This is a genomic window from Oleomonas cavernae, assembly GCF_003590945.1.
Lineage (GTDB): Bacteria > Pseudomonadota > Alphaproteobacteria > Zavarziniales > Zavarziniaceae > Zavarzinia > Zavarzinia cavernae.
In genome coordinates this window covers 2,300,411-2,327,398 of sequence record NZ_QYUK01000011.1, presented here as the reverse complement: position 1 = coordinate 2,327,398, position 26,988 = coordinate 2,300,411, and the positions used below count along the sequence as shown (strand labels likewise).

General features: G+C 68.1%; 24 protein-coding genes. 13 read left to right on the top strand and 11 right to left on the bottom strand.

Annotation, left to right across the window (positions count from 1 at the left end):
- Window positions 1-7: 7 nt before the first annotated feature.
- Window positions 8-1,438 (bottom strand): exodeoxyribonuclease VII large subunit, encoded by a 1,431-nt coding sequence (xseA, locus tag D3874_RS14980; RefSeq protein ID WP_233559956.1) that lies wholly within the window; start codon window positions 1,436-1,438, stop codon window positions 8-10.
- 70 nt (window positions 1,439-1,508) lie between these two features.
- Here xseA and purD point away from each other — a divergent pair, with 70 nt between their 5' ends.
- The 4 genes from purD (at window position 1,509) to D3874_RS31225 (ending at window position 8,488) form a co-directional block, all read left to right on the top strand.
- Window positions 1,509-2,786 carry a phosphoribosylamine--glycine ligase gene (purD, locus tag D3874_RS14975; RefSeq protein WP_119778796.1) on the top strand — a complete coding sequence of 426 codons (1,278 nt, stop codon included), beginning with the start codon at window positions 1,509-1,511 and terminating at the stop codon, window positions 2,784-2,786.
- Between the two features lie 120 nt (window positions 2,787-2,906).
- Window positions 2,907-3,974 (top strand): phosphotransferase, encoded by a 1,068-nt coding sequence (locus tag D3874_RS14970; RefSeq protein WP_119778795.1) that lies wholly within the window; start codon window positions 2,907-2,909, stop codon window positions 3,972-3,974.
- A gap of 101 nt (window positions 3,975-4,075) precedes the next feature.
- Window positions 4,076-6,088, top strand: a complete 2,013-nt coding sequence (locus D3874_RS14965; RefSeq protein WP_119778794.1) for a beta strand repeat-containing protein — start codon at window positions 4,076-4,078, stop codon at window positions 6,086-6,088.
- A 192-nt stretch (window positions 6,089-6,280) separates the two neighbouring features.
- A complete protein-coding gene (locus D3874_RS31225; protein ID WP_119778793.1) occupies window positions 6,281-8,488 on the top strand; it encodes a calcium-binding protein in 2,208 nt (735 codons plus the stop codon).
- Here D3874_RS31225 and D3874_RS14955 read toward each other — a convergent pair.
- A complete protein-coding gene (locus D3874_RS14955; RefSeq protein ID WP_158596042.1) occupies window positions 8,475-9,101 on the bottom strand; it encodes a glutathione S-transferase family protein in 627 nt (208 codons plus the stop codon). The genes D3874_RS31225 and D3874_RS14955 overlap by 14 nt on opposite strands.
- 192 nt (window positions 9,102-9,293) lie before the next feature.
- Window positions 9,294-10,391, bottom strand: a complete 1,098-nt coding sequence (locus D3874_RS14950) for an alkene reductase (RefSeq protein ID WP_119778791.1) — start codon at window positions 10,389-10,391, stop codon at window positions 9,294-9,296.
- A 218-nt stretch (window positions 10,392-10,609) separates the two neighbouring features.
- On the opposite strand from D3874_RS14950, the gene rpmB reads away from it, so the two are divergent.
- Entirely contained in the window at window positions 10,610-10,909 is a 300-nt protein-coding gene (gene rpmB / locus D3874_RS14945) for a 50S ribosomal protein L28 (RefSeq protein ID WP_119782311.1), read from the top strand.
- Window positions 10,910-10,922: 13 nt separating this feature from the next.
- Window positions 10,923-11,480, top strand: coding sequence for a VUT family protein (locus D3874_RS14940; RefSeq protein ID WP_338016725.1), 558 nt, complete (start codon window positions 10,923-10,925; stop codon window positions 11,478-11,480).
- A 157-nt stretch (window positions 11,481-11,637) separates the two neighbouring features.
- On the opposite strand, the gene D3874_RS14935 is transcribed toward D3874_RS14940, so the two are convergent.
- The 5 genes from D3874_RS14935 to D3874_RS14920 are packed head-to-tail and all read right to left on the bottom strand — an operon-like array spanning window position 11,638 to window position 16,202.
- On the bottom strand, window positions 11,638-12,642 hold the full coding sequence (locus D3874_RS14935) for an esterase-like activity of phytase family protein (protein ID WP_119778789.1): 1,005 nt from the start codon (window positions 12,640-12,642) through the stop codon (window positions 11,638-11,640).
- Window positions 12,617-14,392 carry a cobaltochelatase subunit CobT gene (gene cobT, locus D3874_RS14930; RefSeq protein ID WP_199699075.1) on the bottom strand — a complete coding sequence of 592 codons (1,776 nt, stop codon included), beginning with the start codon at window positions 14,390-14,392 and terminating at the stop codon, window positions 12,617-12,619. Before cobT ends, D3874_RS14935 begins: the two co-directional genes overlap by 26 nt.
- A complete protein-coding gene (locus D3874_RS32040; RefSeq protein WP_199699074.1) occupies window positions 14,329-14,547 on the bottom strand; it encodes a hypothetical protein in 219 nt (72 codons plus the stop codon). The genes cobT and D3874_RS32040 overlap by 64 nt, the downstream gene beginning before the upstream one ends.
- A gap of 7 nt (window positions 14,548-14,554) precedes the next feature.
- The gene (gene cobS, locus D3874_RS14925; RefSeq protein WP_199699073.1) at window positions 14,555-15,547 is read right to left on the bottom strand and encodes a cobaltochelatase subunit CobS; all 993 of its coding nucleotides are present in this window, start codon (window positions 15,545-15,547) and stop codon (window positions 14,555-14,557) included.
- 31 nt (window positions 15,548-15,578) lie between these two features.
- A complete protein-coding gene (locus D3874_RS14920) occupies window positions 15,579-16,202 on the bottom strand; it encodes a J domain-containing protein (protein WP_119778787.1) in 624 nt (207 codons plus the stop codon).
- Between the two features lie 91 nt (window positions 16,203-16,293).
- Here D3874_RS14920 and D3874_RS14915 point away from each other — a divergent pair, with 91 nt between their 5' ends.
- The 3 genes from D3874_RS14915 (at window position 16,294) to D3874_RS14905 (ending at window position 19,078) form a co-directional block, all read left to right on the top strand.
- Window positions 16,294-16,557: a BolA family protein gene (locus tag D3874_RS14915; protein WP_408899967.1), complete on the top strand. Its 264-nt coding sequence runs from the start codon at window positions 16,294-16,296 to the stop codon at window positions 16,555-16,557.
- 99 nt (window positions 16,558-16,656) lie between these two features.
- The gene (locus tag D3874_RS14910; protein ID WP_119778785.1) at window positions 16,657-18,753 is read left to right on the top strand and encodes a calcium-binding protein; all 2,097 of its coding nucleotides are present in this window, start codon (window positions 16,657-16,659) and stop codon (window positions 18,751-18,753) included.
- A 76-nt stretch (window positions 18,754-18,829) separates the two neighbouring features.
- A complete protein-coding gene (locus D3874_RS14905; protein WP_158596041.1) occupies window positions 18,830-19,078 on the top strand; it encodes a ribbon-helix-helix domain-containing protein in 249 nt (82 codons plus the stop codon).
- 13 nt (window positions 19,079-19,091) lie between these two features.
- Here D3874_RS14905 and D3874_RS14900 read toward each other — a convergent pair whose 3' ends face one another.
- The 3 genes from D3874_RS14900 to D3874_RS14890 form a co-directional block, all read right to left on the bottom strand.
- Complete coding sequence (locus tag D3874_RS14900) at window positions 19,092-19,910, bottom strand: hypothetical protein (RefSeq protein WP_119778783.1); 819 nt, start codon at window positions 19,908-19,910, stop codon at window positions 19,092-19,094.
- 80 nt (window positions 19,911-19,990) lie between these two features.
- Complete coding sequence (gene aroB / locus D3874_RS14895) at window positions 19,991-21,112, bottom strand: 3-dehydroquinate synthase (protein ID WP_119778782.1); 1,122 nt, start codon at window positions 21,110-21,112, stop codon at window positions 19,991-19,993.
- Window positions 21,109-21,705, bottom strand: a complete 597-nt coding sequence (locus D3874_RS14890) for a shikimate kinase (RefSeq protein WP_274380587.1) — start codon at window positions 21,703-21,705, stop codon at window positions 21,109-21,111. The genes aroB and D3874_RS14890 overlap by 4 nt, the downstream gene beginning before the upstream one ends.
- 316 nt (window positions 21,706-22,021) lie before the next feature.
- Here D3874_RS14890 and D3874_RS14885 point away from each other — a divergent pair, with 316 nt between their 5' ends.
- The 4 genes from D3874_RS14885 (at window position 22,022) to D3874_RS14870 (ending at window position 26,936) form a co-directional block, all read left to right on the top strand.
- Window positions 22,022-23,893 (top strand): hypothetical protein, encoded by a 1,872-nt coding sequence (locus tag D3874_RS14885; protein WP_119778781.1) that lies wholly within the window; start codon window positions 22,022-22,024, stop codon window positions 23,891-23,893.
- A gap of 47 nt (window positions 23,894-23,940) precedes the next feature.
- Window positions 23,941-24,885 carry a site-specific tyrosine recombinase XerD gene (locus D3874_RS14880; protein ID WP_456306449.1) on the top strand — a complete coding sequence of 315 codons (945 nt, stop codon included), beginning with the start codon at window positions 23,941-23,943 and terminating at the stop codon, window positions 24,883-24,885.
- 68 nt (window positions 24,886-24,953) lie between these two features.
- Complete coding sequence (locus D3874_RS14875) at window positions 24,954-25,931, top strand: HpcH/HpaI aldolase/citrate lyase family protein (RefSeq protein ID WP_119778780.1); 978 nt, start codon at window positions 24,954-24,956, stop codon at window positions 25,929-25,931.
- 48 nt (window positions 25,932-25,979) lie between these two features.
- A complete protein-coding gene (locus D3874_RS14870) occupies window positions 25,980-26,936 on the top strand; it encodes an acetyl-CoA carboxylase carboxyltransferase subunit alpha (RefSeq protein ID WP_119778779.1) in 957 nt (318 codons plus the stop codon).
- Window positions 26,937-26,988: the final 52 nt, after the last annotated feature.

Here is a 26,988-nt window from a genome sequence, read left to right as displayed (position 1 = left end):
TGCCTCGTCAGATCAAGCTGCCCTGTTCGGGCGGGGTGTCGTCGCTGCGCGCCTTGGCGCGGCGCTTGAGGGCGGGGGCCTCGCTGGTGGCGATCGCGGCCACCCGGCCGTCGGCGAATTCGATGTCCAGCACGTCGCCAGCCCCCACGCTGGCCGCCTTGGTCGTCAACTCGCCGGCTCGGCGCACCACGGCATAGCCGCGCGAGAGGACGCGCTGGTAGCTGAGGCTTTCCAGCAACTGGCCGGGGGCGGTCAGGCGCTGGGCGGCATTGTCCAGCCGGCGCAGGGCCGCGGGCGCCAGGCGCTGGGTGACCTGGGTCAGGCGCTCGCTCTTCTGGCGGATCTCGCTGAGCAGGACGTTGGGGCGCAGGCCGCCGGCCGCCTCGGCCAGGTCGCGCCGGCGTTCGGCCGTAAGGCCCAGCAGGGCGCGGGGCAGGCGTTCGCCCAGGTCGTCCAGGCGCTGTTCCGCCGGCTCGATCAGGGTGCGGGGATGGCGCAGGCCGCGAGCGAGGCCGTCCAGCCGGGTCTCGCGCTCGGCCACCAGGCGGCGGGCGCCCTGGCGGCCGCGGCTGCCGTATTCCTCCACCCGGTCCAGCAGTTCGGCCCGCACCGGCACGGCCATTTCCGCCGCCGCCGTGGGCGTGGGCGCGCGCCGGTCCGAGGCGAAGTCGATCAGGGTGGTGTCGGTCTCGTGGCCGACGGCGGAAATCAGGGGGATGCGGCTCTCGGCCGCCGCCCGCACCACGATCTCCTCGTTGAAGGCCCAGAGGTCTTCCAGACTCCCGCCGCCGCGCGCCACGATCAGCAGGTCGGGCCGGGGCACCCGGCCGCCCGGCCGGATTGCATTGAAGCCGCGGATGGCGGTGGCGACCTGCTCCGCCGCCCCTTCGCCCTGCACGGCCACGGGCCAGACCAGGACATGGCGGGGGAAGCGATCGGCCAAGCGGTGCAGGATGTCGCGGATCACCGCACCGGTGGGCGAGGTGACGACGCCGATGACGTCGGGCAGGAAGGGCAGGACCTTCTTGCGCTCGGGCGAAAACAGGCCCTCAGCGGTCAGCTTGCGCTTGCGCTCCTCCAGCAGGGCCATCAGGGCGCCGGCCCCGGCAGGCTCGAGGGCTTCGACCACGATCTGGTATTTCGAGCGGCCGGGATAGGTGGTCAGGCGGCCGACCGCCACCACTTCCAAGCCGTCCTCGGGCCGGAATTTCAGTTTCGAGGCGACGCCGCGCCAGGCGACGCCGTCCAGCACCGCATCGGCGTCCTTCAGGGCGAAATAGAGATGGCCTGACGAGTGCCGCTTCACGCCGGACAATTCGCCGCGCACCCGGACCAGGGCGAATCGGTCCTCGACCGTGCGCTTCAGCAGGTTGGACAGTTCCGAGACCGAGAATTCCGGCAGGTTGGGCGCGGTCGCGGGGTTTGCAGTGTCTTCCATACTCATTCCGGCATGATACAAGCGGGCCCGAAAGTTGGGCCCAAAGAAAGTTGCTCGAGGTGTTTAGGCGATGAACGTTCTGGTGATCGGTGGCGGTGGCCGCGAACATGCCCTGTGTTGGGCCTTGGCGAAATCACCTTCTGTCGGCCGTCTGTTCTGCGCGCCGGGCAATGGTGGCATTGCCCAGGTCGCCACCTGCATCGCCCTGGACTTCAAGGACACCGAACGGGTGCTGGCCCTGATCCGCTCGGAAAAGATCGGCTTCGTGGTGGTCGGGCCCGAGGCGCCGCTGGTCTTCGGCCTGGTCGACAAGCTGATCGAGAAGGGCATCAAGGTCTTCGGCCCCACCGCCGCCGCCGCCCAGCTCGAAGGTTCCAAGGGCTTCACCAAGGACCTGTGCGCTCGCCACGACATTCCCACGGCCGCCTATGGCCGCTTCCATGGCCGTGATGCGGCGCTCACGTATCTGGCCAAGCAGTCGGTCCCCATCGTCATCAAGGCGGACGGGCTGGCGGCCGGCAAGGGCGTGGTCATCGCCACCTCCATGGCCGAAGCGGTCGAGGCGGTGAACGACTGCTTTGCCGGGCGCTTCGGCTCGGCCGGGTCGGAAATCGTCATCGAGGAATTCCTGGCGGGGGAGGAGGCCAGCTTCTTCGCCATCGCCGACGGCCGCCACGTGGTCGCCCTGGGCAGCGCCCAGGACCACAAGCGCGCCTTCGACGGTGATACCGGCCCCAATACCGGCGGCATGGGCGCGGTCGCGCCGTCGCCCCTGATGACGCAAGCCATGGTCGACGAGGTCATGGCCCGCATCATCGTCCCCACCGTGAAGGCGATGGCGGCCGAGGGGCGGCCGTTCAAGGGCGTGCTCTATGCCGGCCTGATGCTGACGGCCACAGGCCCGCAACTGATCGAATACAATGTCCGCTTCGGCGATCCTGAAGCCCAGGTCCTGATGGCGCGCCTGAAGTCCGACCTGCTGCCCGTGCTGGTCGCCGCGGCCGACGGCGTGCTCGACAAGCTCGACATCGAATGGGACGACCGCCCGGCGGTGACCGTGGTCATGGCCACCAACGGCTATCCCGGCGATCTGGCCAAGGGCGGCGAGATTCGCGGGTTGGCGGCGGCCGCGGCCAGCGACCCGGACGTGCTGGTGTTCCATGCCGCGACCAAGGCGGCGGGCGATCATTTCGTGCCCAACGGTGGCCGGGTGCTGAACATCACTGCCCTGGGGGAGACGATCGACGTCGCGCGCGCCAAGGCCTATGCCGCCATCGCCCATGTCGATTGGCCGGGCGGCTTCTTCCGCCGGGATATCGCGCTCAAGGCGATCGCAGCCGAGGCTTGATGAAGCCGATGTGATTTCCGACTATGCCCCGTCTTGCGAACGGGCTAAGGGCGGATCCTTCGGGCTTGAATGAAAGACCCGCACAGAACGGGATAGTGGGAGACGAGCACAATGGTTGTCATGGCGGCTGGTGATCAGGGCAGCGAGGCAGGGGCCGTGCGCGAGGCGCACCGTTTTGACGAAGGGCGGCTGGCCGAATACCTGAAGGGCGCCGTGCCGGGCTTTGCCGGGCCGCTGACCGTGACCCAGTTCAAGGGCGGCCAGTCCAACCCCACTTTCCTGCTGGCCACACCGGCCAGGCGCTACGTCCTGCGCAAGAAGCCGCCGGGCAAGCTGCTCGCCTCCGCCCACCAGATCGAGCGCGAATACAAGGTGATCGAGGCCCTGGCCAAGACCGACGTGCCGGTCGCCGAAGCCGTCCTTCTTTGCGAGGACCCGGAGGTCATCGGCACCGCCTTCTACGTCATGGGCCATGTCGACGGCCGGGTGCTGCGCGATCCCCAATTGCCGGGCATGACCCGCGACGAGCGCGCGGCGATCTATGATTCGATGAACGATGTCATGGCGCGCATGCACAAGGTCGACGTCAATGCCGTGGGCCTGGGCGATTTCGGCAAGCCCGGCAATTATTTCGACCGCCAGATCGGCCGCTGGTCCAAGCAGTACGAAGCGGCCAAGACCGACGACGTGGCGCCGATGGACGCCCTGATGGCCTGGCTGCCGGCGAACATCCCGCCGGGCGACCAGGTCACCATCGCCCATGGCGACTACCGCCTGGAAAACACCATCTGCCATCCGACGCAGCCGCGCATCCTGGCGGTGCTGGACTGGGAACTGGCCACCCTGGGCCACCCGCTGGCCGATGTCGCCTACAACTGCATGCCCTATCACATTGCCGATCCGACCATGGGCAATCTGATGAATGTCGACTTTGCCGCGACCGGCATCCCGACCGAGGCGGAATACCTGGCCGCCTATTGCCAGCGCACGGGCCGTGACGGCATTCCCAGTTGGGAATTCTATCTCGCCTTCGCGATGTTCCGCCTCGCCTCGATCGCCCAGGGCGTCTACAAGCGCGGCCTGGACGGCAATGCCAGTTCGGAAAAGGCCATCATGTACGGCGCCGTCGCCCGCTTCCTGGCGGAACTCGCCTGCGGGACCCTGGCAAAGGCCGGCGTCAAGCTCTGACCCTAAACCGTTGAGCCCGGGACGCCGGGCTCAATTTGTTCTACTGTACGTCCTCTGGATCCGGCCTGGGATTTGCCCAGGGCCGGTCCGAAGGAGGCCGAATGGCCACGCTGACCGGTACCGACGGCTCGGATTCGATCACCGGCACCCCGGAAGACGACGAGATCTTCGCCGGCCCTGACTCCGGGCCGTTCGCGGCCAATGCGTCCGGCGCAGGCGCGGGTGACGATTTTCTCTACGGCCTGGGAGGCAACGACAAGCTTTTCGCCGGCGAGGGCAACGACTATGCCGACGGCGGCGAGGGCAACGACTTTCTCTACGGCGACTTCATCAACGAATACCCGCATGACGGGGGTGACGATTTTCTGTTCGGCGGCGCCGGAACCGACCGGCTGCAAGGCGGCGCCGGCGACGACATCCTCGAAGGCGGCGCCGGCAACGATTTCATCGTCGGCGGCCCGCCCAGCGCCAACAGCAGGGTGTTCTACGACACGGCGCGCTATGCCACGGCGACCAGCGGCGTCGTGGTCGATCTCAGGATCACCACGGCGCAGAATACCGTCGGGGCGGGGACCGACACGATCACCGGCGTGCTCAACCTCACCGGGTCGTCCTTCGACGATATCCTGACCGGCAACAACAGCTCCAACACGTTGATCGGCGGGCTCGGCAATGATGTGCTCGACGGCCAGGGCGGCAACGACACGGTCAGTTACACCGACGCCGGCGGCGGCATCAATGGCGTCAATGTCAATCTGGCGCTCGCCGGGGCGCAGAACACCGGCACTGCCGGGATCGATACCCTGATCGGCATCGAGCATCTCATCGGCTCGGCCTACAACGACAACCTCACGGGCAACGACGTCGGCAACAGAATCGATGCAGGTGCCGGCAGCGACACGCTCAACGGCGCCGGCGGCAACGACCGGCTGGACGGCGGCGGCGATGCGGACAGCCTGGCGGGTGGAACCGGTGACGACACCTACATCCTCGCCGATGTCTATCTCAGCTTCAGCTTCGACACGGTGACCGAGAATGCCGGCGCCGGCACCGACACGGTCGAGGTCAGGCGCGTCGGCAAGGTGGGCAGCTACACATTGGGAGCGAACGTCGAAAACGGTCGCGTTGCCGGCAGCGGTGCGTTCAACCTGTTCGGCAACGATCTCGGCAACTCGCTGACCGGCAACGCCGTCGCCAATCTGCTCGATGGCGGTGCCGGGAATGACGGCCTGTTCGGCGGCGACGGGGCCGACGTTCTGACCGGTGGTCTCGGCGACGATGACTTGAACGGCGGCGCCGGCTTGGCCCAGGGCGGGGATACGGCCAGCTATGCCTCGGCTGCCGGTGCCGTCACGGTCGATCTCGGCCTTGCGGTTTACCAGGACACGGGCGGCGCCGGCATCGACAGGCTCGTCAACATGGAGAACCTCACCGGTTCCGCCTTCGACGACACGCTGATCGGCAACAACTTGGCCAACAAGTTCGACGGCGGCGGCGGTGTCGATCTGGTGAGTTACGCGGGCGGCGCCACCGGCGCCGTGGTCTATCTCGACGGCACCGGCACCAACGACCGCGACGCCCTGGGCGACAGCTTCGTCAATGTCGAGAATATCATCGGCAGCGCCGCCAAGGCCGACCGGCTGATCGGCGACGGTGCGAACAACGGCTTCACCGGCCTGGGCGGCAACGACCGGCTCGACGGCGGCGACGGCAAGGACAATCTCGACGGCGGCGACGGCGACGACGTCCTGTTGGGCCGGGCCGGCGCCGACCAGGTCACCGGCGGCCTCGGCGCCGACATCTTCGCCTTCGTCGAAAAACCCTCTGCTGCCGGCGGCCACGACCGGGTGATGGATTTCGAGCACGGCATCGACCAGCTCCAGGTCGACGCCTCCCAGTTCCAGGGCGGGCTCGTGGCCGGCGGCACCGTGACCCTGCGCACGGGCAGTGACCCCGGCACGGTGGGGCTGGCCGGCGGCACCTTCCTCTACGACACCGACGACGGCTATCTGCGCTACGACATGGACGGCGCCGGGGCGGCGTCGGCGGTCCTGCTTTGGGTCCTGCAAGGCGTGCCCAGCCTGACGGCGAGCGATTTCCTGATCGTTGCCTGAGCCGGGTGCGCCCGTAGGATGTCGGCGGCAGGACTTTGACTGCAAATTGTTGTAGCCTGCCGCCGCCAAGAAAAGTTCGGCTTGGCCGAACGCAGGGAAAGCTGATCGGGTGCGGCGGCAGGCGCCGCAGCCGGATTTCTGCGTCGTCTCCATTCATTTGGCCGACCGCCCACGGCGGTTCGGGGGGAGACCATGGCGAAGATTTTTGGTACCGACGGGGACGACATCCGCTCAGGCACGAGCGTTGGCGACACCATGTATGGCGGCCCCGACACCAATGTCTTTGGTGATGAGGCGGGCAATGACAGCCTGAGCGGCGCCGGCGGCGACGATTTTATTCACGGCATCGGCGGCGACGACCTTTTGGACGGTGGCGCCAACAATGACAGGCTCTATGGCGGCCTGGGCGACGACGTTGTCTATGGCGGCGACGGCAACGACATCGTCAATGGCGGCCGAGGTGCCAATGGCGTCGCTGATTTCTACGTCAATGATGGCAGGGACTATCTTAACGGCGGCGACGGCGACGACATCGTCGTCGGGCGCAATGGCGACGACATCCTGGATGGTGGCCCAGGCAATGACGCGATCTATGGCGGAGATCAGGGCACCGACACCTCAGGCAACGAATTTGGCCGCAACGACCTGGTGACCTACGCCTGGGCGCCAAGTGCCGTCTTTGTGGACCTGGCGCTGACCGATTGGCAGAACACCGGCGGTGGCGGCATCGACCTGCTGATCAGCATCGAGAAAGCCGTTGGTTCCGCCTTCGGTGATATCCTCAAGAGCGGCAGCAGCCCGTCGCGCAATGGTTACGTCGAGGGTCTGGGGGGTGACGATGTCCTGATCGGCGGTTCCGGCGACGACGTGCTGGACGGTGGCGCCGGGGCTGACACGCTGTGGGGCGAGGGCGGCGGCGCCGATACCTTCATCCTGCTGGATGTTCATCCAACCGGCCCGGGCGGCTCTTATGTCTATGACACGGTGATCGAGACAGCCGGCAGCACTCATCGCGATGTCGTCCAGATTGCACGGGTCGAAGGATCGGCCGTCAGCAGCTATGTCCTCCCGGCCAACATCGAGGATGGCAAGGATGTAGGCACCGGCGCTTTCGATCTGACAGGCAACGGCCTTGGCAATCGATTGACCGGGGGACAGGGCGTCAATTTGCTGACCGGCGGCCTTGGCAACGATACAATTGAAGGGGGATTGGCCAAGGATGTCTTGATTGGTGGTGTCGGTGACGACACCTACGTCCTCAGGGATGTCAATCCGATCGATCCGCTCATCAACAGATTCGTCTATGACGCGGTCGTTGAAAATCCGGGGGAGGGCTTTGACGAGGTCATCATTTTCCGTGCCGGCGGCGTCAGTGCTTATACCTTGGCGGCCGGCGTTGAAATGGGCGATTACCGGGGATCGGGCAATTTCAACCTGCGGGGCAATGATCTCGACAATCGGCTTTTGGGCAATTTGAATGTCGATACGCTCGAGGGCGGCGCGGGCAATGATTGGCTTTTGGGTTATTCCGATTCGGACATCCTGATCGGCGGCGCGGGCAATGATCACCTTGACGGCGGCGGCAACGCCAGTGGCGGCGGCGACACCGCCAGCTATGCCGATGCAACAAGTGGCATTACGGTTGGTCTCGGGATCGCAACGGCACAAGATACGGGCGGCGCGGGCGTCGACACGCTGATCGGCATCGAGAACCTGACTGGTTCCTCGTTCGGCGATGTGCTCAGCGGCGACGCGGCAGCCAACAGGTTCGATGGCGGTGCGGGCATCGACCTGGTCAGCTATGCCGGAGGGGGCAGCGGCGCGGTCGTCTATCTCGACGGCTCGGGAACCAACGACCGCGATGCGCTGGGCGACAGCTTCGCCGGCATCGAGAATCTCATCGGCAGCGCCCTCAGGTCGGACCGGCTGGTCGGCGACAGTGCCGACAATGTGCTGACCGGCCTGGGCGGCGCCGATCGGCTGGACGGCGGTGGCGGCCGGGACAAGCTGGACGGCGGCGAGGGCGACGACGTGCTTCTGGGGCGGACGGGGGCTGACCAGCTGACCGGCGCCGCCGGCGCCGATATCTTCGCCATCGTCGACAAGCTGCCGGCGGCCGGCGAGCACGACCGCGTCATGGATTTCCAGTCCGGTATCGACCTGCTGCAAGTCGATGCCTCCCAATTCGGCTGGGGCCTGGTCGCCGGCGGCCCGGTCGATCTGGTCATGGGCAGCACCCCCGATCCCTCCGGCCACACCGACGGCGTCTTTCTCTACGACACCGACGATGGCTACCTGCGCTATGATATGGACGGCAGCGGCGCCTCGTCGGCGGTCCTGCTTTGGGTGTTGCAGGGTGCGCCGGTGATCTCGGTCACCGATTTCCTCATCGTTGCGTGAGGAAGGCGGCCAGGGCCAGGCGCAGTTCGGCGACCAGCGGGGCCACGGCGGTTTCCTGCTGGATGGCTGCCCAATAGGCGACGACGCGGGGGTGCGTCCTCAGCAGGTCGGGCGCCACCTGTTCCAGGAACTGCACGGTGAACAGCAGGATCGGCACCAGGGCGCAGTCGGCGGTCGAAAAGCCGCCGTCGACCGCCGTGCCGGCGGTGCCGATGAAGGCTTCCAACTGGTCGAGGCCGTAAGCCAGCTCCTCGACCTTCCGGGAAATCACCGCCGGATCGCGCCGGGGCGAGCCCATCTGGGTGAACAGCGCGGCCAGCGCCGGATAGACATAGAGATCGCCGATGCGGGCGAGCAGCCGCGCCATCGCCCGGCCTTCCGCGCTTGCGGGGCGCAGCGGCGGCTCGGGGAAGCGGTCTTCCAGATATTCGACGATCACCTCGGATTCAGGCAGCACCAGCCGGCCGTCGACCAGGCAGGGCACCTTGGCGGTGGGGTTGATCGCCTGGAAGTCGGCCGGCGGGTTTTCGATATCGAGCTCGATGCCCTTCCTGGCCGCATACAGGCGAACCCGGGCGCCATAGGGCGACAATGTCGAATCGTAGAGTTTCAAGATGCACCCCCTGGATAGGGGCGAAGCTTACGTCGGCCGGATCTGCCTTGCACGGGCGCCTTGCGTCCTTCGAGACGGGCGCTTCGCACCCTCCTCAGGATGAGGAAAATCATTATGGCACAAAGACTTGCCTCATCCTGAGGAGCCCCGCAGGGGCGTCTCGAAGGACGCACCACGTCTCCCCGGGGCTCCTTACTCCGCCGCTTCGTTCAGGACCGGATAGTCCGTGTAGCCCTCCGCGCCGCCGCCGTAGAGCGTCTCGCGCACGACCTGGTTGAGCGGCGCGTCGGTGCGCAGGCGCTCGACCAGGTCGGGATTGGCGATGAAGGGCTTGCCGAAGGCGATCAGGTCGGCGTGGTCGGCGGCCAGGGTTTGCTCGGCAAGCGCTTTGTCATAGCCGTTGTTGGCGATATAGGCGCCGCGGAAGCGCTTGCGCAGGGCAGCGAAATCATAGGGCTGGCCATGGTCGCGGGCGCCGCCGGTGGCACCCTCGATAATATGGATATAGACGAGGCCGCGGGCATCCAGGCCGTCGACCACGGCGTTGAACAGGGCGGTGGGGTTGCTGTCGGCGATATCGTTGGCCGGGCTCACGGGACCAAGCCGGATGCCGACGCGTTCCGCGCCCCACACGGCGGTCACCGCGTCCACCACCTCGAACAGGAAGCGGGTGCGGTTGGCGATCGGGCCGCCATAGGCATCCTCGCGCTTGTTGCTCGAATCACGCAGGAACTGGTCGATCAGATAGCCATTGGCGGCATGGATCTCGACCCCGTCGAAGCCGGCCTTCAGGGCCAGCCGGGCGGCCTCGCCATAGGCCTGGACGATGCCGGGGATCTCGGCCAGGTCGAGGGCGCGGGGCTGCGAGACTTCGACGAAGCCGCCGTTCAAAAAGGTCTTGGTCTTGGCGCGGATGGCGGAAGGAGCGACCGGCGCGCCGCCGCCCGGCTGGAACGCCGTGTGCGAGATGCGGCCGACATGCCAGAGCTGCAGGTAGATGCGCCCGCCGGCGGCGTGGACGGCGTCGGTGACCTTGCGCCAGCCGGCCGCCTGTTCCTCGCTGTGGATGCCGGGCGTGGCGTCATAGCCCTGGCCTTCCGGCATCACCTGGGTCGCCTCGGCGATGATCAGGCCGGCACTGGCGCGCTGGGCATAGTACTTTGCCATCAGCTCGGTCGGCACGTTGCCGGGGCCGGCGCGGTCGCGCGTCAGCGGCGCCATGACGATTCGGTTGGGCAGGTCGATCGCGGCCAGGCGATACGGCGAGAACAGGCGGGAACTCCAGGTCATCGGCGTCACTCTCGCAAGATAAGGGATTTGTCTTACGATGGGCGCCGCATCCGGGGGGAGCAAGGCCGCCCCGGGCATGCTCCCCCGCGCCGGGCGCAGACATGGCAGGTCAGCGCACCCTTGACGGAACGTCGCCCGAGGGCTAGAAAGCCCGTCTTCCGCGGGGGGTATCGCCTCCTGTGACACGTAACTATTGCGCGAAGCAAATGGAGATTCTCATGGCTCGGCGCTGCGAACTGACCGGCAAGGGCGTTCTCGTTGGCAACAACGTCAGCCATGCCAACAACAAGACCCGAACTCGCTTCCTGCCGAATCTGGTCAATGTGTCGCTGATCAGCGAGTCGCTGAACCAGTCGATCCGCTTCCGCATTTCGGCCAACGCCCTGCGCTCGGTCGAACACAACGGCGGCCTGGACCGCTTCCTGCTGCGCGCCCGCGACACCGAACTGTCGCTGAAGGCCCGCCGCCTGAAGAAGCTGGTCGAGAAGCGTGCCGACACCGCAGCCGCGGCGGCCTGAGGGCTCCAAGCCCGTGACTGTCGTGGCGCGCCGCGACCGGGGATTTTTCCTCGGCGCGATTGCCGCCATGACCGTGGTCGTCGTCGCCTCGAATATCGCGGTTCAGTACCCGTTCGAGCCGTTCGGCCTGGCCGACTGGCTCACCTGGGGTGCCTTCACCTATCCGCTGTCCTTCTTCGTCACCGATCTGACCAACCGGCAGATCGGCGCCCGGGGCGCCCGCCTCGTGGTCTATGTCGGCTTTTTCGTGGCCGTCATCCTGTCGGCGCTGCTGGCCGAGCCCCGCATCGCCGCCGCCTCCGGTCTGGCCTTCCTGGTCGGGCAATTGCTGGACGTCACCGTGTTCAACCGCCTGCGCCGGCAAAGCTGGTGGCGCGCGCCCCTGGTCGCCTCGGCGCTGGGCTCGGTGGTCGATACAGCGGTGTTTTTCACCGCCGCCTTCGCCCTGACCGGCCTGCCCTGGCTTGGCTGGGCTGCCGGCGACCTCGCCGTGAAGCTGATCTTCGCGCTGGGCCTGCTGGCCCCCTTCCGCCTGTTCATCGCCTACGCCCGGCAGCCCCGGGCCGCTTGAGCACGGTGCGCAAAGCCCTCTCCGCCCTTCAGGGGGAGAGGGTTGGGTGAGGTGGGTTGGTGGCGTAGAGCGAGATCTGGCCCAGGCCACCACCTCACCCTCCCATCGCTGACGCGGCGGGCCCCTCCCTCTCCCCCGCAAGCGGCGGAGAGGGGAGCTACGGCAGCTTGAATTCCATCAGCAGGGTGCGCTGGACGGCACTGAAATTGTCATCGGACAGGATGACGGCGTATTGCCCGCCCTTGGCGTCCTGCCAGACCCCCAGGGCCTCGAAATTGTCGACGGTGAGATTGGCCGGGATCTGGGCCAGTTCGCGGCTGTGGATGGGCTTGGCGCCGTCGAGCGCGGCGGCGTCGATGATCGACAGCCGGGCGCCCGGGCCGCCGGCCACGGTATAGCGCCGCTCCAGCAGCAGGAGGTCGCCTGAGGGCAGCCGCTTGAGGTCGGTCGGCTTGAGGATGCCGATCGCGTCCAGGCGCAGGGTGCGCGGCTGCGCCGCCGCAGGGCCGCCGAAGATCCAGCCGGTATGGTGCCCCTTGCCGTCGGGCAATTCCTCGGCAAAGCCGACGAGGCTGCCGTCGGGCAGGGCCTCGAGCGCTTCCAGGCCGCCGTTGGATTCGGCCGCGGTCAGCGCGGCGGGGGTGTCGATCGGCACCGGCACGCCCAGCAGGGCATCGCCACCGTCGCGCGCGGCCGGGTAGTGCCAGACCCGGTGCTGGCGCTCGAAGGCCACGGCGATGCCGCCGTCGGGCATCACCGCCATGCCCTCGGCATCGGCGGCTTCCTTGTCGCCGGCGATCGGCTTGCCGTCGGGGCCGGCGAGTGCGGCCAGATCGACCTCCATCAAGCCCACGATGCGGCCGTCCTGCCGGGCGATGGTCGCGGTCATGCGCCAGCCGATATCGGAAATCGCCGTCAGGTGGCTGCCGTCCGCACTGATCACCATGGCCGACCAGCCGCCGAAGCGCTGATCCGGCGACAGCAGCGAGACGCCGCCGGCATAGGTCAGCTTGCCGACGGTTTCGCGCTCGGGCCGGTCGGGATCCAGCCGCACCGCCGCGGCATCGATCGGAATCGGATCGGCCAGGGCCGGGCCGGCAAGGGCCAGCGCCAGCAGCGCTACCCCGAAATATCCCTCAACGCCGCGCAGCAGCACGCCCACGTCCCTTCGCCGGTGCCTGCTGATCGTCGAACAGGGAGGCCAGTTGTTCCATCATGGCGCCGCCCAACTGCTCGGCCTCGACGATGGTCACGGCGCGGCGGTAGTAACGGGTGACGTCATGGCCGATGCCGATCGCGATCAGCTCGACCGGCGAACGGGTCTCGATCCAGTCGATGACCTGGCGCAGGTGCTTCTCCAGGTACGAGCCGGAATTGACCGACAGGGTCGAATCATCGACCGGCGCACCATCCGAGATCACCATCAGGATGCGACGCTGCTCGTCCCTGGCGATCAGGCGGTTGTGGGCCCACAGTAGGGCCTCGCCGTCGATGTTCTCCTTCAGCAAGCCCTCGCGCATCATCAGGCCTAAGTTCTTGCGGGCCCGGCGCCAGGGCGCATCGGCATTCTTGTAGACGATATGGCGCAGGTCGTTCAGGCGGCCGGGCTGCGGCGGCTTGCCGTCCTTGAGCCAGCGCTCCCGGCTCTGCCCACCCTTCCAGGCGCGGGTGGTGAAGCCTAAGATCTCGACCTTGACCGAGCAGCGCTCGAGCGTGCGCGCCAGGATGTCGGCACAGGTCGCCGCCACCGTGATCGGCCGGCCGCGCATCGAACCTGAATTGTCGATCAGCAGGGTGACGACCGTGTCGCGGAAATCCGTGTCGGTCTCGTGCTTGAAGGACAGCGGGTGCATGGGATCGGTGACGACGCGCGAAAGGCGCGCGGCGTCCAGGATGCCCTCGTCGAGATCGAACACCCACGAGCGGTTCTGCTTGGCCATCAGGCGGCGCTGCAGGCGGTTGGCGAGTTTGGAGACGACGCCCTGCAAGGACAGGAGCTGCTGGTCGAGATAGGCGCGCAGGCGCGTCATCTCGTCGGCGTCGCACAGGTCCTCGGCCTCGGTTTCCTCGTCGAATTCGGTGGTGAAGGCGCGGTAGGGCGGCTCGCCCGGCTCGTTGGTGATCGGGCCGTTGGGCCGCCAGGGCCGCATGGCTTCCGAGGAATCGTCGCCCTCGGCCCCGTCCATGTCGTCTTCGGAATCGACGTGGACGGCGGTCTCGGTCGAATCGTCGGCGCTGGGGTCGTCGGATTCGACCATTTCGGTGCTCGAGCCTTCGGGGGCGACGCCGTCGCCCTGGTTCTCGTCGCCGTCGCCTTCCTGGTCGTTCTCGTCCTCGCTGTCGTCCTTGTCCTCGTTCTCCTCGGGTTCGGCGCCCATGTCCTCGGACAGGCCGAGGTCGGCGATCAGCTTGCGCGAGGCACGGGCAAAGGCGGCCTGGTCGCCCTGCACGGCGGCCAGCCGGTCGAGGTCGCGGCCGCCCTTCTCGTCGATCCAGTCGCGCCACAGGTCGACCATCTTGGTCGCGGAGTCGGGCGGCCGGCTGCCGGTCAGGCGCTCGCGCACCATCAGGGCGACTGCCTCCGACAAGGGCGCGTCGGCGCGTTCGGTGATGCGGGCATAACCCCGCGCCTTGCAGCGCTCTTCCAGCATGGCGCCCAGGTTGCCGGCGACGCCCAGCATGTCGTTGGCCCCGATCGACTCGCAGCGCGCCTGTTCGACCGCGTCGAACACGGCCCGGGCGGTGGTGCCTTCGGGCACGAACTGGCCGTGCAGCTTGTCGTCGTGGTGGCGCAGGCGCAGGGCCATCGAGTCGGCCTGGCCACGCACCTGGGCGACCTCGGCCGGCGTCAGCTCGCGCGAGGGCAGGGGTAGTCGCGCGGCCGCGCCTGGGCTGGCGGCGGCACCCGACACGCCGGCAAAGCCGCTGCCGGGGCGGCGGCATTGGGGCGATTGCTCATCCCCTCGGCGCCGAAGGCGACGGTCAGCTCGGTCTTCTCGGCAATCGCGCGCATGGTCGCGGCGACGGCGCGCTTGAAGGGTTCGACAGGACTCTCGGGCCTGGACATCGAAGGATCAGGACATGCGGATGTTGGCGGCGGACTCGGGCAGTTCCTTACCGAAGCAGCGCTGGTAGTACTCGGCCACCGTCGCCCGTTCGACCTCGTCGCACTTGTTGAGGAAGGTCACCCGGAAGGCGAAGGCGATATCGTTGAAGATGCGCGCATTCTCGGCCCAGGTGATCACGGTGCGGGGCGACATCACGGTCGAGATGTCGCCGGCGATGAAGCCCGCGCGCGACAACTCGGCGACGCCGACCATGGCGTTGATCGACTTGCGCCCTTCCGCCGTGTCGAAGCTGGGCGACTTTGCCAGGACGATCGCCACTTCCTGCTCCTTGGGCAGGTAGTTGAGCGTCACCACGATGTTCCAGCGGTCCATCTGGCCCTGGTTGATCTGCTGGGTGCCGTGATAGAGGCCGGTGGTGTCGCCCAGGCCGACCGTGTTGGCGGTCGAGAACAGGCGGAAGCCCGGGTGCGGGCGGATGACGCGGTTCTGGTCCAGCAGGGTCAGGCGGCCTTCGACTTCCAGCACGCGCTGGATCACGAACATCACGTCGGGCCGGCCGGCGTCGTATTCGTCGAACACCAGGGCGGTCGGGCTTTGCAGGGCCCAGGGCAGGATGCCTTCGCGGAACTCGGTGACCTGGCGGCCTTCCTTCAGCACGATCGCATCCTTGCCCACCAGGTCGATGCGGCTGATGTGGCTGTCCAGGTTGATGCGGATGCAGGGCCAGTTCAGGCGCGCCGCCACCTGCTCGATATGGGTCGACTTGCCGGTGCCGTGATAGCCCTGGATCATGACGCGCCGGTTATAGGCAAAGCCCGCGAGCACGGCCAAGGTGGTCTCGCGATCGAAGCGATAGCTCTCGTCGACGTCGGGAACATATTCGTTCGCCGTCGAGAAGGCAGGCACTTCGAGGTCGCTGTCGATCCCGAACAACTGGCGCGCCGACACCTTGATGTCGGGCATGCCTTCGCGGGGCGCAGCGGTGGCGGTTGCAGTCATGTTCGATCCTACTCGCGGGCTTAAATACCGGTTACCTGGTTGCTTCCTCACGCATGAAGCCCTTGGTGCGCAGGTGCCGATAGGCATCGATCACTTCGCGCAGCCGGGCTTCGGCGGACTTGTCCCCGCCGTTGCGATCAGGATGGTAGCGTTTCACAAGCGCCTTGTAGCGCGACTTGACGTCCGGGGCACTGACGCCGGCGTCAAGTTCCAGCACGGCCAGGGCATGCTTGTCTTCGGGCGAGATGCGGCGGGCTTCCGGCACGGCGCCCGCCTTGGCCTTGCCGTCGAAGCGATAGCCGGCCTCGCCCAGCAGGTCGAAGGGGTCATGGTGGCTGGCCGTGTCGCCGTTGTTGGCGCGGCTGCCGGCCGAGCGCTCGCCCAGGCGCCAGGTCGGCCGCTGCCAGGTGGAGTTCTGGCTCTGATAGCGTTCGATCTCGTCCTGGCCCATGCCGTCGAACCAGTTCCACGACTTGTTGTATTCCCGGACATGATCGAGGCAGAACCACAGCGGCTCGTCGGCCGGATCGCGGGAGCGCGGCGCCCGGTATTCGCCCGGGCAAGCGCAACCGTCCGCTGCGCAGACGCGCAGCGCCGGGGTTTCGCGGGGGCCGTTCGCGGCCCGGCGCGGATATGCGCTTTCCTTCCGGGACATTCAGGGATTATGGGTGCGGCGCAAACGTGAAACAAGCGCGGCCGGCAGGTGATATGTCGACGCGGCGTCAGGACGGGAATTCCCAATGCGCATGGCCGATCGAATCCGCGAAAAACTCGAGCAGGCGCTGGCGCCGACCCTTGTCGAAGTGGTCGACGATTCCGCCCGTCATGCAGGTCACGCCGGCCACCGCGAGGCAGGCGAGACCCATTTCAACATCAAGGTCGTCTCGGCCGCCTTCGCCGGCCAGGGCCGGGTCGCCCGCCATCGCCAGGTCAACGCCCTGCTGGCCCAGGAATTCGCCGACGGTCTGCATGCCCTGCAACTGACGCTGCTGGCGCCGGGGGAGCGTTAACACCGTGACGGATGAACATTTTGGCAGGACTGCCTTTGCTTGCATCCGGGCCGCTCGGCTATAGACGGGCGGCCCAATCCAGGGGATCGAGACGACATCATGGACTTCGTAGGCACCAACAATAACGACACCAAGCAAGGCACCATCGACCCCGATACCTTCGACATGACCCAAGGCGGCGTCGACACGGTCAACGGCAACGGGGGCGACGACAAAATCGATTTCGGCGCCACCTTGATGGCTGCCGACAAGGTCAACGGCGGCGACGGCGTCGACACGCTGACCCTGAAGGGCGATTACGGCGCCGGTCTGACGTTCAATTCGACCACGGTTCGCTTTGTCGAAAAGCTCGAAATGACCACGGGCTTTTCCTACGACATCACGACCAGCAACAACACGGTCGCCGCCGGCCAGGCGATGACGGTCAGCGCCTATGGCGTGGGCTTCGGCGGCACGGGCCATTACCTGCATTTCAACGGTTCGGCCGAGACCGACGGCGGCTTCAATGTCTCCGACTCCTACGGCGACGACATCCTGATCGGCGGCCAGGGCGCCGACGCCATGTCGATGTCCTATGGCGGCACGGACTTTGTCGACGGCCAGGGCGGTAACGACGTTCTGGTGGCCGAGAACAATTTCGGCGCGGGCGACGTGTTCGACGGCGGCGCCGGGTCGGACGTCGTCTACTTCCGCGGGGTGCAGCCGGCGACCGTCCAGCTCACCGGCGCCAATTTCAAGAATGTCGAAACACTGAACGTTACCGGCGACTTCGGCGCCTCCTTCCAGGCGGCCGACAGCCTGCTGGCCGCTGGGCAGATGCTGAATATCGACGTCCGTTCGCTGGCTCCCGGCCTCTCGGTGGTCTTCAACGGCTCCCAGGAGACGGACGGCTGGTTCGACTTCTATGACGGCGCCGGCAACGAGGTCTTCACCGGCGGCCAGTCGGGCGACCTGTTCCGCGCCGGCTATTCGGGCAGCGACTATTTCTCCGGCCTGGGCGGGGACGACTCCTTCTATTTCAACGGCGGGCTCGACGCCTCGGACCTGGTCTACGGCGGCAGCGGCTATGACACGCTGGATCTCACCGGCGACTATAGTGCCGGCGTCTATTTCGCCGACGACGGCCTGGCCGGGCTCGAACGGGTGGTGCTGCGGTCGGGCTTCACCTACAAGCTCTTCTTAGCCGACGGCAACCTGAACACGGGCGAATCCCTGCTGGTCAGCGTTTCCAGCGCCCTGGGATCCGGCAATTACGCCTACATCGACGCCAGCGCCGAAACCGATGCCGCCTACACCATGTATGACAGCGCCGGCAACGACACGCTGATCGGCGGCGGCGGCAACGATGTCTTCTGGCTGCTCGAAGGCGGCAAGGACAAGGTGGTCGGCGGCGGCGGCAGCGACACGTTCGTCGTCGACGGCCCCTTGAGCAGCGGCGACAGCTACAACGGCGGCACGGGGATCGACACGCTCACCATCTACAACGCCGATGGGCCGGCGGTGGTCAACCTGACGCTCGGCAAGTTCAGCATCGGCGGGGTGCAGGGCGGCACTCTCACGCAAATCGAAAACATCAGCGGTTCGTCCTTCGACGACACGCTGACCGGCAACAACGCGGCCAACTATGTGACGGGCGGCCTGGGGGCCGACACGATTTCGGGCGGCCAGGGCCTCGACTGGCTGCGCGGCGAGGACGGCAACGACACCATCAACGGCGATGCCGGGGCCGATGCCCTGGAAGGCGGCGAGGGCAACGATACGCTGGACGGCGGCACCCAGAACGACAGCCTGTCGGGCGGCAACGGGACCGATACGCTGACAGGCGGTGCCGGCAACGACACGCTCCACGGCGGTCTGATGAACGACCAATTGTTCGGCGGCCTCGATCTCGACGCCCTGTTCGGCGACGAGGGCCACGACCGGATCGACGGCGGCGCCGGCAACGACACGCTGCAGGGCGATGCCGGCCGCGATACCTTCGTCTTCGCGACGGGCACGGGCGTGGATACGGTGAAGGACTTCACCAACAACTACGACTACCTGGACTTCACGGGCAGCGTCGCGAATTCCTTCGCCGACATCCAGTCGCACATGTCGCAGGTCGGGGCCGATGTGGTGATCGCTTTCGGGACCGACAAGTTCATCCTGCAAGGCGTGAACCTGGGCGTGCTCGACGCGAGTGACTTCCTGTTCTGACGCCCGCCACGGGGGTATTTGCCGGCGGCACAACTTTTTTGATGTGCCGTCTGCCACTTGTGCCATGATGCTGGCCATGCCGATCGAGCGCGGCGAGGCAGGCATGCAGGTGCGCAACGTCAGAATTCAGGGCCGGCGGACGAGTATCCGTCTCGAACCCACCTTGTGGGAGGCGGTCGAGGAAATCTGCCATCGCGAGCAGGTCGATCTCGCCGGCCTGTGCGAGCGGGTTTCGGCCGGGGCGCGCGGCGGCAATTTCACCTCCGCCCTGCGCTGCTGGGTGGTCGACTACTACCGCCGCCGGCCGGCGCGTGCCGCGGAATAGGGCGGGGCCGGCCTCATCCCCGCGCCGCCCGGTAAATCGCGCCGCGCTCCGCCTCGGTCAGTTCCAACTCGGCCAGTTCCTCGTCGAGCAGGATCGGGTAGCCGCTGAGGTTCAGCAGCGCCAGCGCCCATTGCTTGTCCGGCGCCGCGCCAGGCGGCGGCGCCACCAGCAGCGGCCCGCCTTTCGGGAACGACCTCATGCCCTGGCCCTTGCCGTCGGGCTTGCGGAACCAGATCTCCAGCCGGTTCTGCCGGCGCACCGCCCGCTCGATGGCAACGATGGCCGGCCGGGGGGCCGCGGCGGCCTTGACGAGCGCGCCCTTGCCGGTGGCAAACCAGACGAGCAGCGCCAACAGGGGCATCAGCGTGAGCAGAGCCGTGGGGATGGCGATGTCGACGATGCGATCGTCCTGCTGGACGGCGCGCTCGGTCATCACCCGGCTGGGGTCTTGCGGATCGTAGAGAACGCTCGGGGCGAAGACGAGCGGCGGCGCGCCCGGCAGATAGACGCTCGCCTCGCGCTCGCCGCCGCCATGCTCGGGCCGGACGGCATAGCGGATGTCGTAATCGCAGCCGCGCGGGGTATCGCCGCTGACACCGCGCCGCGACAGGCAGCTTCCTTCCGCGTTCAGTACCTCGGCCGTAACACCGCGCTCGCGCAGGTCGGCCCGAAGCGACCAGCGCTGCAGCGTCGAATTGCCATACCAGACCAGGGGCAGGAACAGCAGCAGGGCGCCGACCAGCATCAGCCTGCGGCGCCGGACGTCGGCTGCCACCACCTTGATCGCGATGGGCCGCTTGGGAAACGCCTGAACGACAGGTACGTCACTCATGCGTGGCCCCCCGGCTTGCATTTTGCGGCGACAAATCCTAACGCGCCCGCCGCAGCCTTACAAGGCAGCGCGACAACGCCTCAGGCCGCCTTCAGGACGGCATCTACAGCCTCGATCGGCACGTCCTGGGTGATGAAGGCATCACCGATGCCGCGGGCCAGGATGAAGGTCAGCTTGCCGTCCAGCACCTTCTTGTCCTGCGCCATGTGGCCGATCAGGGCCGCCGGTGCCAGAGCCGGGCCCAGGCCGGCGGCGCCTTCGATATCGGCCGGGGCGGTGGGCAGGCCGACGGCGGCCATGTGGCGGCGCGCCCGCACGGCATCCTGGCCCGGGCACAGGCCCAGCCGCACCGAGAGGTCGAAGGCCAGGCGCATGCCGATGGCAACGCCTTCGCCGTGCAGCAGGCGCGGGCCGAAGCCGGTCGCCGCTTCCAGCGCGTGGCCGAAGGTGTGGCCCAGGTTCAGCAGGGCTCGCTCGCCGGTCTCGCGCTCGTCGGCGGCGACGATGCGGGCCTTGGCCACGACCGAGCGGCGCACCGCCTCGATGCGCGCGGGCCGGTCGCCGTCGACCAGGGCGGGGCCGTGCACTTCCAGCCAGTCGAAGAAATCGGCGTCGCCCAGCAGGCCGTACTTCACCACCTCGGCATAGCCGGCCAGCAATTCGCGCCGGGGCAGGGTTTCGAGCAGGGCGATGTCGGCCAGCACCAGGCGCGGCTGGTGGAAGGCACCGACCAGGTTCTTGCCGTGGCTGGTGTTGATGCCGGTCTTGCCGCCCACCGAACTGTCGACCTGGGCCAGCATGGTGGTCGGCACCTGCACGAAATCGACGCCGCGCTTGGCGATCGACGCGGCGAAACCCGCCAGGTCACCGATCACACCGCCGCCCAGCGCCACGACGGCGTCGCGCCGCTCGATCCGGGCATCGAGCAGATGCGCCATCAGCCGTTCCAGCATGGCGAAGGACTTGCTGCCCTCGCCGGCCGGCAGGACGATGGCCTGGTGGCGCACGCCGGCACCGTCGAGGCTGGCCTGGGCCTTGGCCAGATGCAGCGGGGCGACATGCTCGTCGGTGACGATCAGGGCCCGGCCGCGCGGAAACAGCTCGCGCACCCCGGCGCCCAGCCGCTCGACCACGCCGGCGCCGATGAAGATGTCGTAGGCGCGCTCGCCCAGGGCGACAGGAACGCGGACAGTCTCGCTCATGATGGGGTTCCCGGTGTGCCGCGGCGCAGCGATGCGATCTTCTCGATCACGGCCTCGACCACCTGCTCGTGGGGCCCGTCCAGGCTCTCGACGGTCAGGTCCGCCTGGGCATAGACGGGATAGCGCGAGGAGATCAGCCGCTCGAGGATCTCGCGCGGATCGCCGCGTTTCAGGAGCGGGCGGTTGTTGCGTTTCTTCACCCGCTTCAGCAGGACATCGAGATCGGCGCGCAGCCAGATCGAGGTGGCGGCGGCCTTGATCGCGGTGCGGGTCTCGGGGTCCATGAAGGCGCCGCCGCCGGTCGCCAGGATATGGGGCGAATGGTCGGCCAGCAGGCGGGCGATGACCCGGCGCTCGCCGTCGCGGAAGGCGGCTTCGCCGTGGCGTTCGAAGATCTCGTCGATGGAGCAGCCGGCGGCGGCCTCGATTTCGGTGTCGGCATCGATGAAGGGCACGTGCAGGCGCTGCGCCAGCCGCCGGCCGATCGAACTCTTGCCGGCGCCCATCAGGCCGACCAGCACGACGGTGCGGTCGAGGGGGAAGGGCGGGGGTGCCGGGTGAGGGGCATCGTTGAATTGAAGATCGTCGTCCACGGCGCGGAATGTGCCCCGTGGGCGCCGATCTTTCAAGCCGTGCCCTTATGGGCCCAGGCCCTTGTGATGCGCAGGCGCGGCTCCTAGAGTGCCTGCATCTTGTCGGCGGGGCGATGGATTCGCGCGGCGCAACAGCGACGCGAACGATCCGCACCCCGCCATAATCCTGCCCAGGGCCATACATATTCTCGCGCCATGCCGAAATTGATCATCATCTTGACCGGGGTCGTGCTCGCCGCTGTGGTGGGTGGCGCGATCTACCTCGCGACCTTCGATCCTCCCATTCAGCGGGAGCGGGTGGAACAGGTTCTGCCCAATGACCGGTTCCCGGAGTAGGGGCCACCCCCTCCGTCGCCTTCTCGCGACCACCGCCGTCGCGCTACTGCCTTTTGCGGCACAGGCCCAGTCGCCGCCTGCCGCCGGGCCGCTGAGCCTGCTGCCGCCGGTGCTGGACCCGGCCTCGCCGGCCGGCCAGCCGCCGGTGCCGATCCCGGACGTGCCGATGCCCATCGCCGGCGGGCCGATCGAACTGACCCCGCCCGGCATGATCGATCCCACGCCCAGCATCAGCCGCCCGGGCGGCCAGCCCGGGGCGCTGGGCACGCCGCTCTACGGCACCGATCCGCGCGGTGCCGCCTTGCCCGGTGCCATCGAGATGGTGCCCCTCGATCCGCCTGCGGTGGCGGCAATGACCGAGCCGCTGCCGCTGCCCGTCGTTCCGGGCGGGGAGGTTTTCGGCCGCACCCTGTGGCTGAACGCCGACAAGGCCCTGGTCGAGCAATTGGTGCCGCGCCTGCCGGCCCCGGCGCGCAGCACGGTGGCCCGTGATCTGACGCGCCGTCTGTTGACCGTCGAGATGCCGTTTTCGTCGGTGCGCGCCGAATCGGTCCAGCGCCTGGCCAAGGCCGGCGAGGCCGAGGCGCTGGGTGCGCTGGCGCAAGCCGGCCTGGCCAAGCTGCCGATCGACGCGCTGAGTGCCGTGGTCGACGGTCTCGCCGCCCTGTCCGACCGTCAGCGCCTGTGCACCGCCGGCCTGGACCGCCTGGACGGCGAGGCCGGCCGGCAGGTCGACGTGCTGCGCGCCGTGGCCCTGTGCCGGGCGACCAACGGCGATTCGGCCGGGGCCCAGATCGCGCTGGAACTGGCGCGGGAACGCGGCAACGTCCCCGAGGGCTTCGGGCAATTGATCGCCGGCCTGACCGGCGGGCAACGGCCGCCGGCCGCCGTGGTCGATGCCGCCGACACGCTGAGCCTGTGGGCGGCCGAGGCGCAGGGCATCGCCCTGACCGCTGACGGCTACAAGGCGATGGCGCCGCTCAACTTGGCCTTGCTGGCTCGCGCGACCGGGCCGCTGGAAGATCGGCTTGCCGCCGCCGAACGGGGCGAGGCGGTGGGTATCGTGCCGGCGTTCACCTTGGCCGAACTCTACTCGACCGGGCCGACGCCGACGGGCGCGGTGGCGGGCCTGGCGCCGTCGCTGCGGCGGGCCTCGTTGCACCGGGCGGTGGTCGAGGCCTCGGGCCCGGCGGTGCGCGCCCAGGCCGTGGCCACCCTGATCGAGGCCGGCGCGGGCGAGGAACTGTCCGGCACCCTGGCCCGGGTCGAGGCCCAGGCCATCACCGATGTTGCCGGCCAGTCGCTGCCGCCGCCCATCGGGGCGGCCCTGGCCCGGGCCGCCCTGTGGGCCGGCGACGAGGCCGCCGCCCTGGCCCAGATCATGCGCCTGGGCCAGGCCGCGGGCGGTCGGCCCGCCAAGGCGGTTACCCTGCTCTGGCTCCATCAGGCGATTCTCAGCGGCAGCGGCGGCAAGCCGCCGCCCGGCGGGGTCGACGGCTTCATCGAGGCGACCAGCGGCGGGGCGGCCGGCGCGCGCCGGCTGGCCATCGCCGCGGCCCTGCTCGACGGCCTCAACCTGCCTGTCCCGGCCAAGCTGGCCGATGCCGGGCGCGCGGGCTATGACGGCAGCGCCAAGGTACCCGAAGGGGTCAGCCGGCAGCTTGAGGACATGATCCTGTCCAGCCGGCGCGGCGAGGCCATTGCCATCGTCCTGGTCATCCTGGGCGACCGGCCGCTGTCGGCCGTCGGGCCGGCGGAACTGAATGTCGCGGTGACCAGCCTGCGCCGGGTCGGCCTGGACGGCGAAGCGACGGCGCTCGCCATCGAGGCCGCGCTCGCGGCCGGCCTGTGAGCACGCCGGCACGCCGTCGCGGCCGGCCGCCCAAGGCCGCGCCATCGCTGGGCGAGGCCGACAGCCTGATCGAGACTTTCCTCGAAATGATGACGGCGGAACGCAACGCCGCCGCCAATACCATCGCCAGCTACCGCCGGGACCTGGCCGACTATGCCGGCTTCCTTGTCCGCCAGGGGCGCACCTTGGGGCAAGCGGCGCCTGAGGATGTCGAAGCCTATTTCGCCAGTGTCGAGGGCCGGGGCCTGAAGCCCGCCACGGCGGCGCGGCGGCTGTCGGCCCTGCGCCAGTTTCATCGCTTCGTGCTGGCCGACGGCGTGCGCACCGACGATCCCACCAGCCGGATCGAGGCGCCGCGCCGCGGCCGCCGGCTGCCCAAGTACCTGAGCGAGGAGGAGGTCGAGGCCTTGCTGCAGGCGGCGGTCAAGGGCATCGAGACGGCCGCCGGCCTGTCGCGCCAGCGCCGCGCCCTGCGCCAACTGGCCCTGGTCGAAATGCTTTATGCCACCGGCCTGCGGGTGAGCGAACTGGTCGGCCTGCCGCTGGCAGCCCTCGCGCACGATCCCCGCTTCGCCCTGGTGCGGGGCAAGGGCGGGCGGGAGCGCCTGGTGCCGCTGTCGCAGCCGGCCCGGGCAGCACTCAGCCGCTGGCTGGAGGTGCGCCCCGCCGCCTTGCTGCCCAAACAGGCGAAATGGCTGTTTCCGGCCGGCACCGCCACCGGCCACATGACCCGCCAGCACTTCGCGCAGGGCATGAAGGCCCTGGCCATCGAGGCGGGGATCGAGCCCGAGCGGGTCTCGCCCCACGTCCTGCGCCATGCCTTTGCCAGCCACCTGCTGGCCCACGGGGCGGATTTGCGTGTGGTCCAGACGCTTTTGGGCCATGCCGACATCTCGACCACGGAAATTTACACCCATGTGCTCGACGAGAAGCTCAGGACCCTCGTCAACCGGCACCATCCGATGGCAAAATTGCCGCGCCGCACAAATTGAGCCCGCGGCGCGCGTTGACAAGCTCGGCACTGCTTTCTAGGGTCGCGCGCCGCCACCGGAGACGCCTGATGAGCTTCAAGATCGTCGAACAAGCCCCCGCCCGCCTGAACCGCTGTGAACTCGCCGTCCCCGGCTCGAGCACGCACATGTTCGAAAAGGCGGCGAAATCGGCCGCCGACGTGATTTTCCTCGACCTCGAGGATGCGGTCGCCCCCGACGACAAGCCCAAGGCGCGCGAGAACATCATCCAGGCCCTGCACGACGTGGACTGGGGCGACAAGACCATCGCCGTGCGCATCAACGGCCTCGACACCCACTATGCCTACAAGGACATCGTGGAAGTGGTCGAGCGGGGCGGCGAGCGCCTGGACCTGATCATGATCCCCAAGGTCGGCACCGCGTCGGACGTCTATGCCGTCGACATGATGCTGACCCAGATCGAGGCGGCGATCGGCCGCAAGAAGAAGATCGGCCTGGAGCACATCATCGAAACCGCGCTCGGCATGCAGAACATCCACGAGATCGCGGCCGCTTCCAAGCGCAACGAGTCGCTGCATTTCGGTGTTGCCGACTATGCCGCCTCGACCCGGGCGCAGACCACCCAGATCGGCGGCCCCAACCCGGGCTATGCCGTGCTGACCGACCCGGACGAGGCGGGCGAGCGCTTCCGCCACTGGGGCGACATGTGGCACTACGCCATCGCCCGCATGGTGGTGGCGGCCCGCGCCAACGGCCTGCGCCCGATCGACGGCCCCTTCGGCGACTATTCCGACTCGGACGGCTACCGCGCCCAGGCCTTGCGCGCCGCCGTTCTGGGCTGCGAAGGCAAGTGGGCCATCCATCCCAAGCAGATCCCGGTTGCGAATGAGGTCTTCACGCCGCCTGAAAAGGAAGTTACCAAGGCGCGGCGCATCCTCGAAGCCATGGCCCAGGCCCAGGCCGAGGGCAAGGGCGCGGTGTCGCTGGACGGCAAGCTGATCGATCTCGCGTCGATCCGCCAGGCGCAGGCACTGGTCACCCAGGCGGATCGTATCGCCAACAAGTAGGCAGAGCCCGGTTCAGGGGGCTGGTGGGGCAAGGGAAGAGGTCGGTCAATGGTTACGTTCCTCGACTTCGAGAAGCCGATTGCGGAACTCGAGGCGAAGATCAAGGAACTGCAGGCCATGCCGGCGACGCAGGGCATTTCGATCGCCGAGGATGTCGCTCGGCTCGAGGTGAAGGCCGACCTGCTGCTGCGCCAGACCTACGGCAAGCTTTCCGCCTGGCAGAAGACCCAGGTGGCGCGGCATCAGTCGCGCCCGCGCTTCAACGATTATGTCCGCATGCTGATCGAGGATTTCGTGCCGCTGGCGGGCGACCGGGCCTTCGGCGACGACAAGGCGATCCTGGGCGGCATGGGCCGCTTCCGCGGCCGCCCCGTGGTGGTCATCGGCCATGAAAAGGGCTCGGACACCGAAGGCCGCCTGCGCCACAACTTCGGCATGGCCAAGCCCGAGGGCTACCGCAAGGCGATCCGCCTGATGGACCTGGCCGACCGCTTCGGCATGGCCGTCATCACCCTGATCGACACCCCGGGCGCCTTTCCCGGCGTCGAGGCCGAGGCGCGCGGCCAGTCGGAAGCCATCGCCCGCTCGACCGAGCAATGCCTGCGCGTGGGTGTGCCCAATGTCGCGGTGATCGTGGGCGAGGGCGGCTCGGGCGGCGCGGTCGCGCTGGCCACGGCCAACCGCGTGCTGATGCTCGAACACGCGGTCTATTCGGTGATCTCGCCCGAAGGCTGTGCCTCAATCCTGTGGCGCTCGGCCGAAAAGGCCCAGGACGCCGCCGCGGCCCTGAAACTCACGGCCCAGGACCTGATCCGCCTGGGCGTCATCGACGCCGTGGTCTCGGAGCCTCTGGGCGGTGCCCAGCGCGACCCCAAGGCGGCGATCGCCTCGGTCGGCCACGCCATCTCGACCGCGCTCGACGAATTCAAGGGCAAGGACGCCGCCACCATCCGCCGCGAACGCCGCGAGAAATTCCTGGCGCTCGGCCGCACCGCGATCATCTGACCTCCTGTAATCCAAAACGTCATTCCGGCGAAGGCCGGAATCCATTGGGACA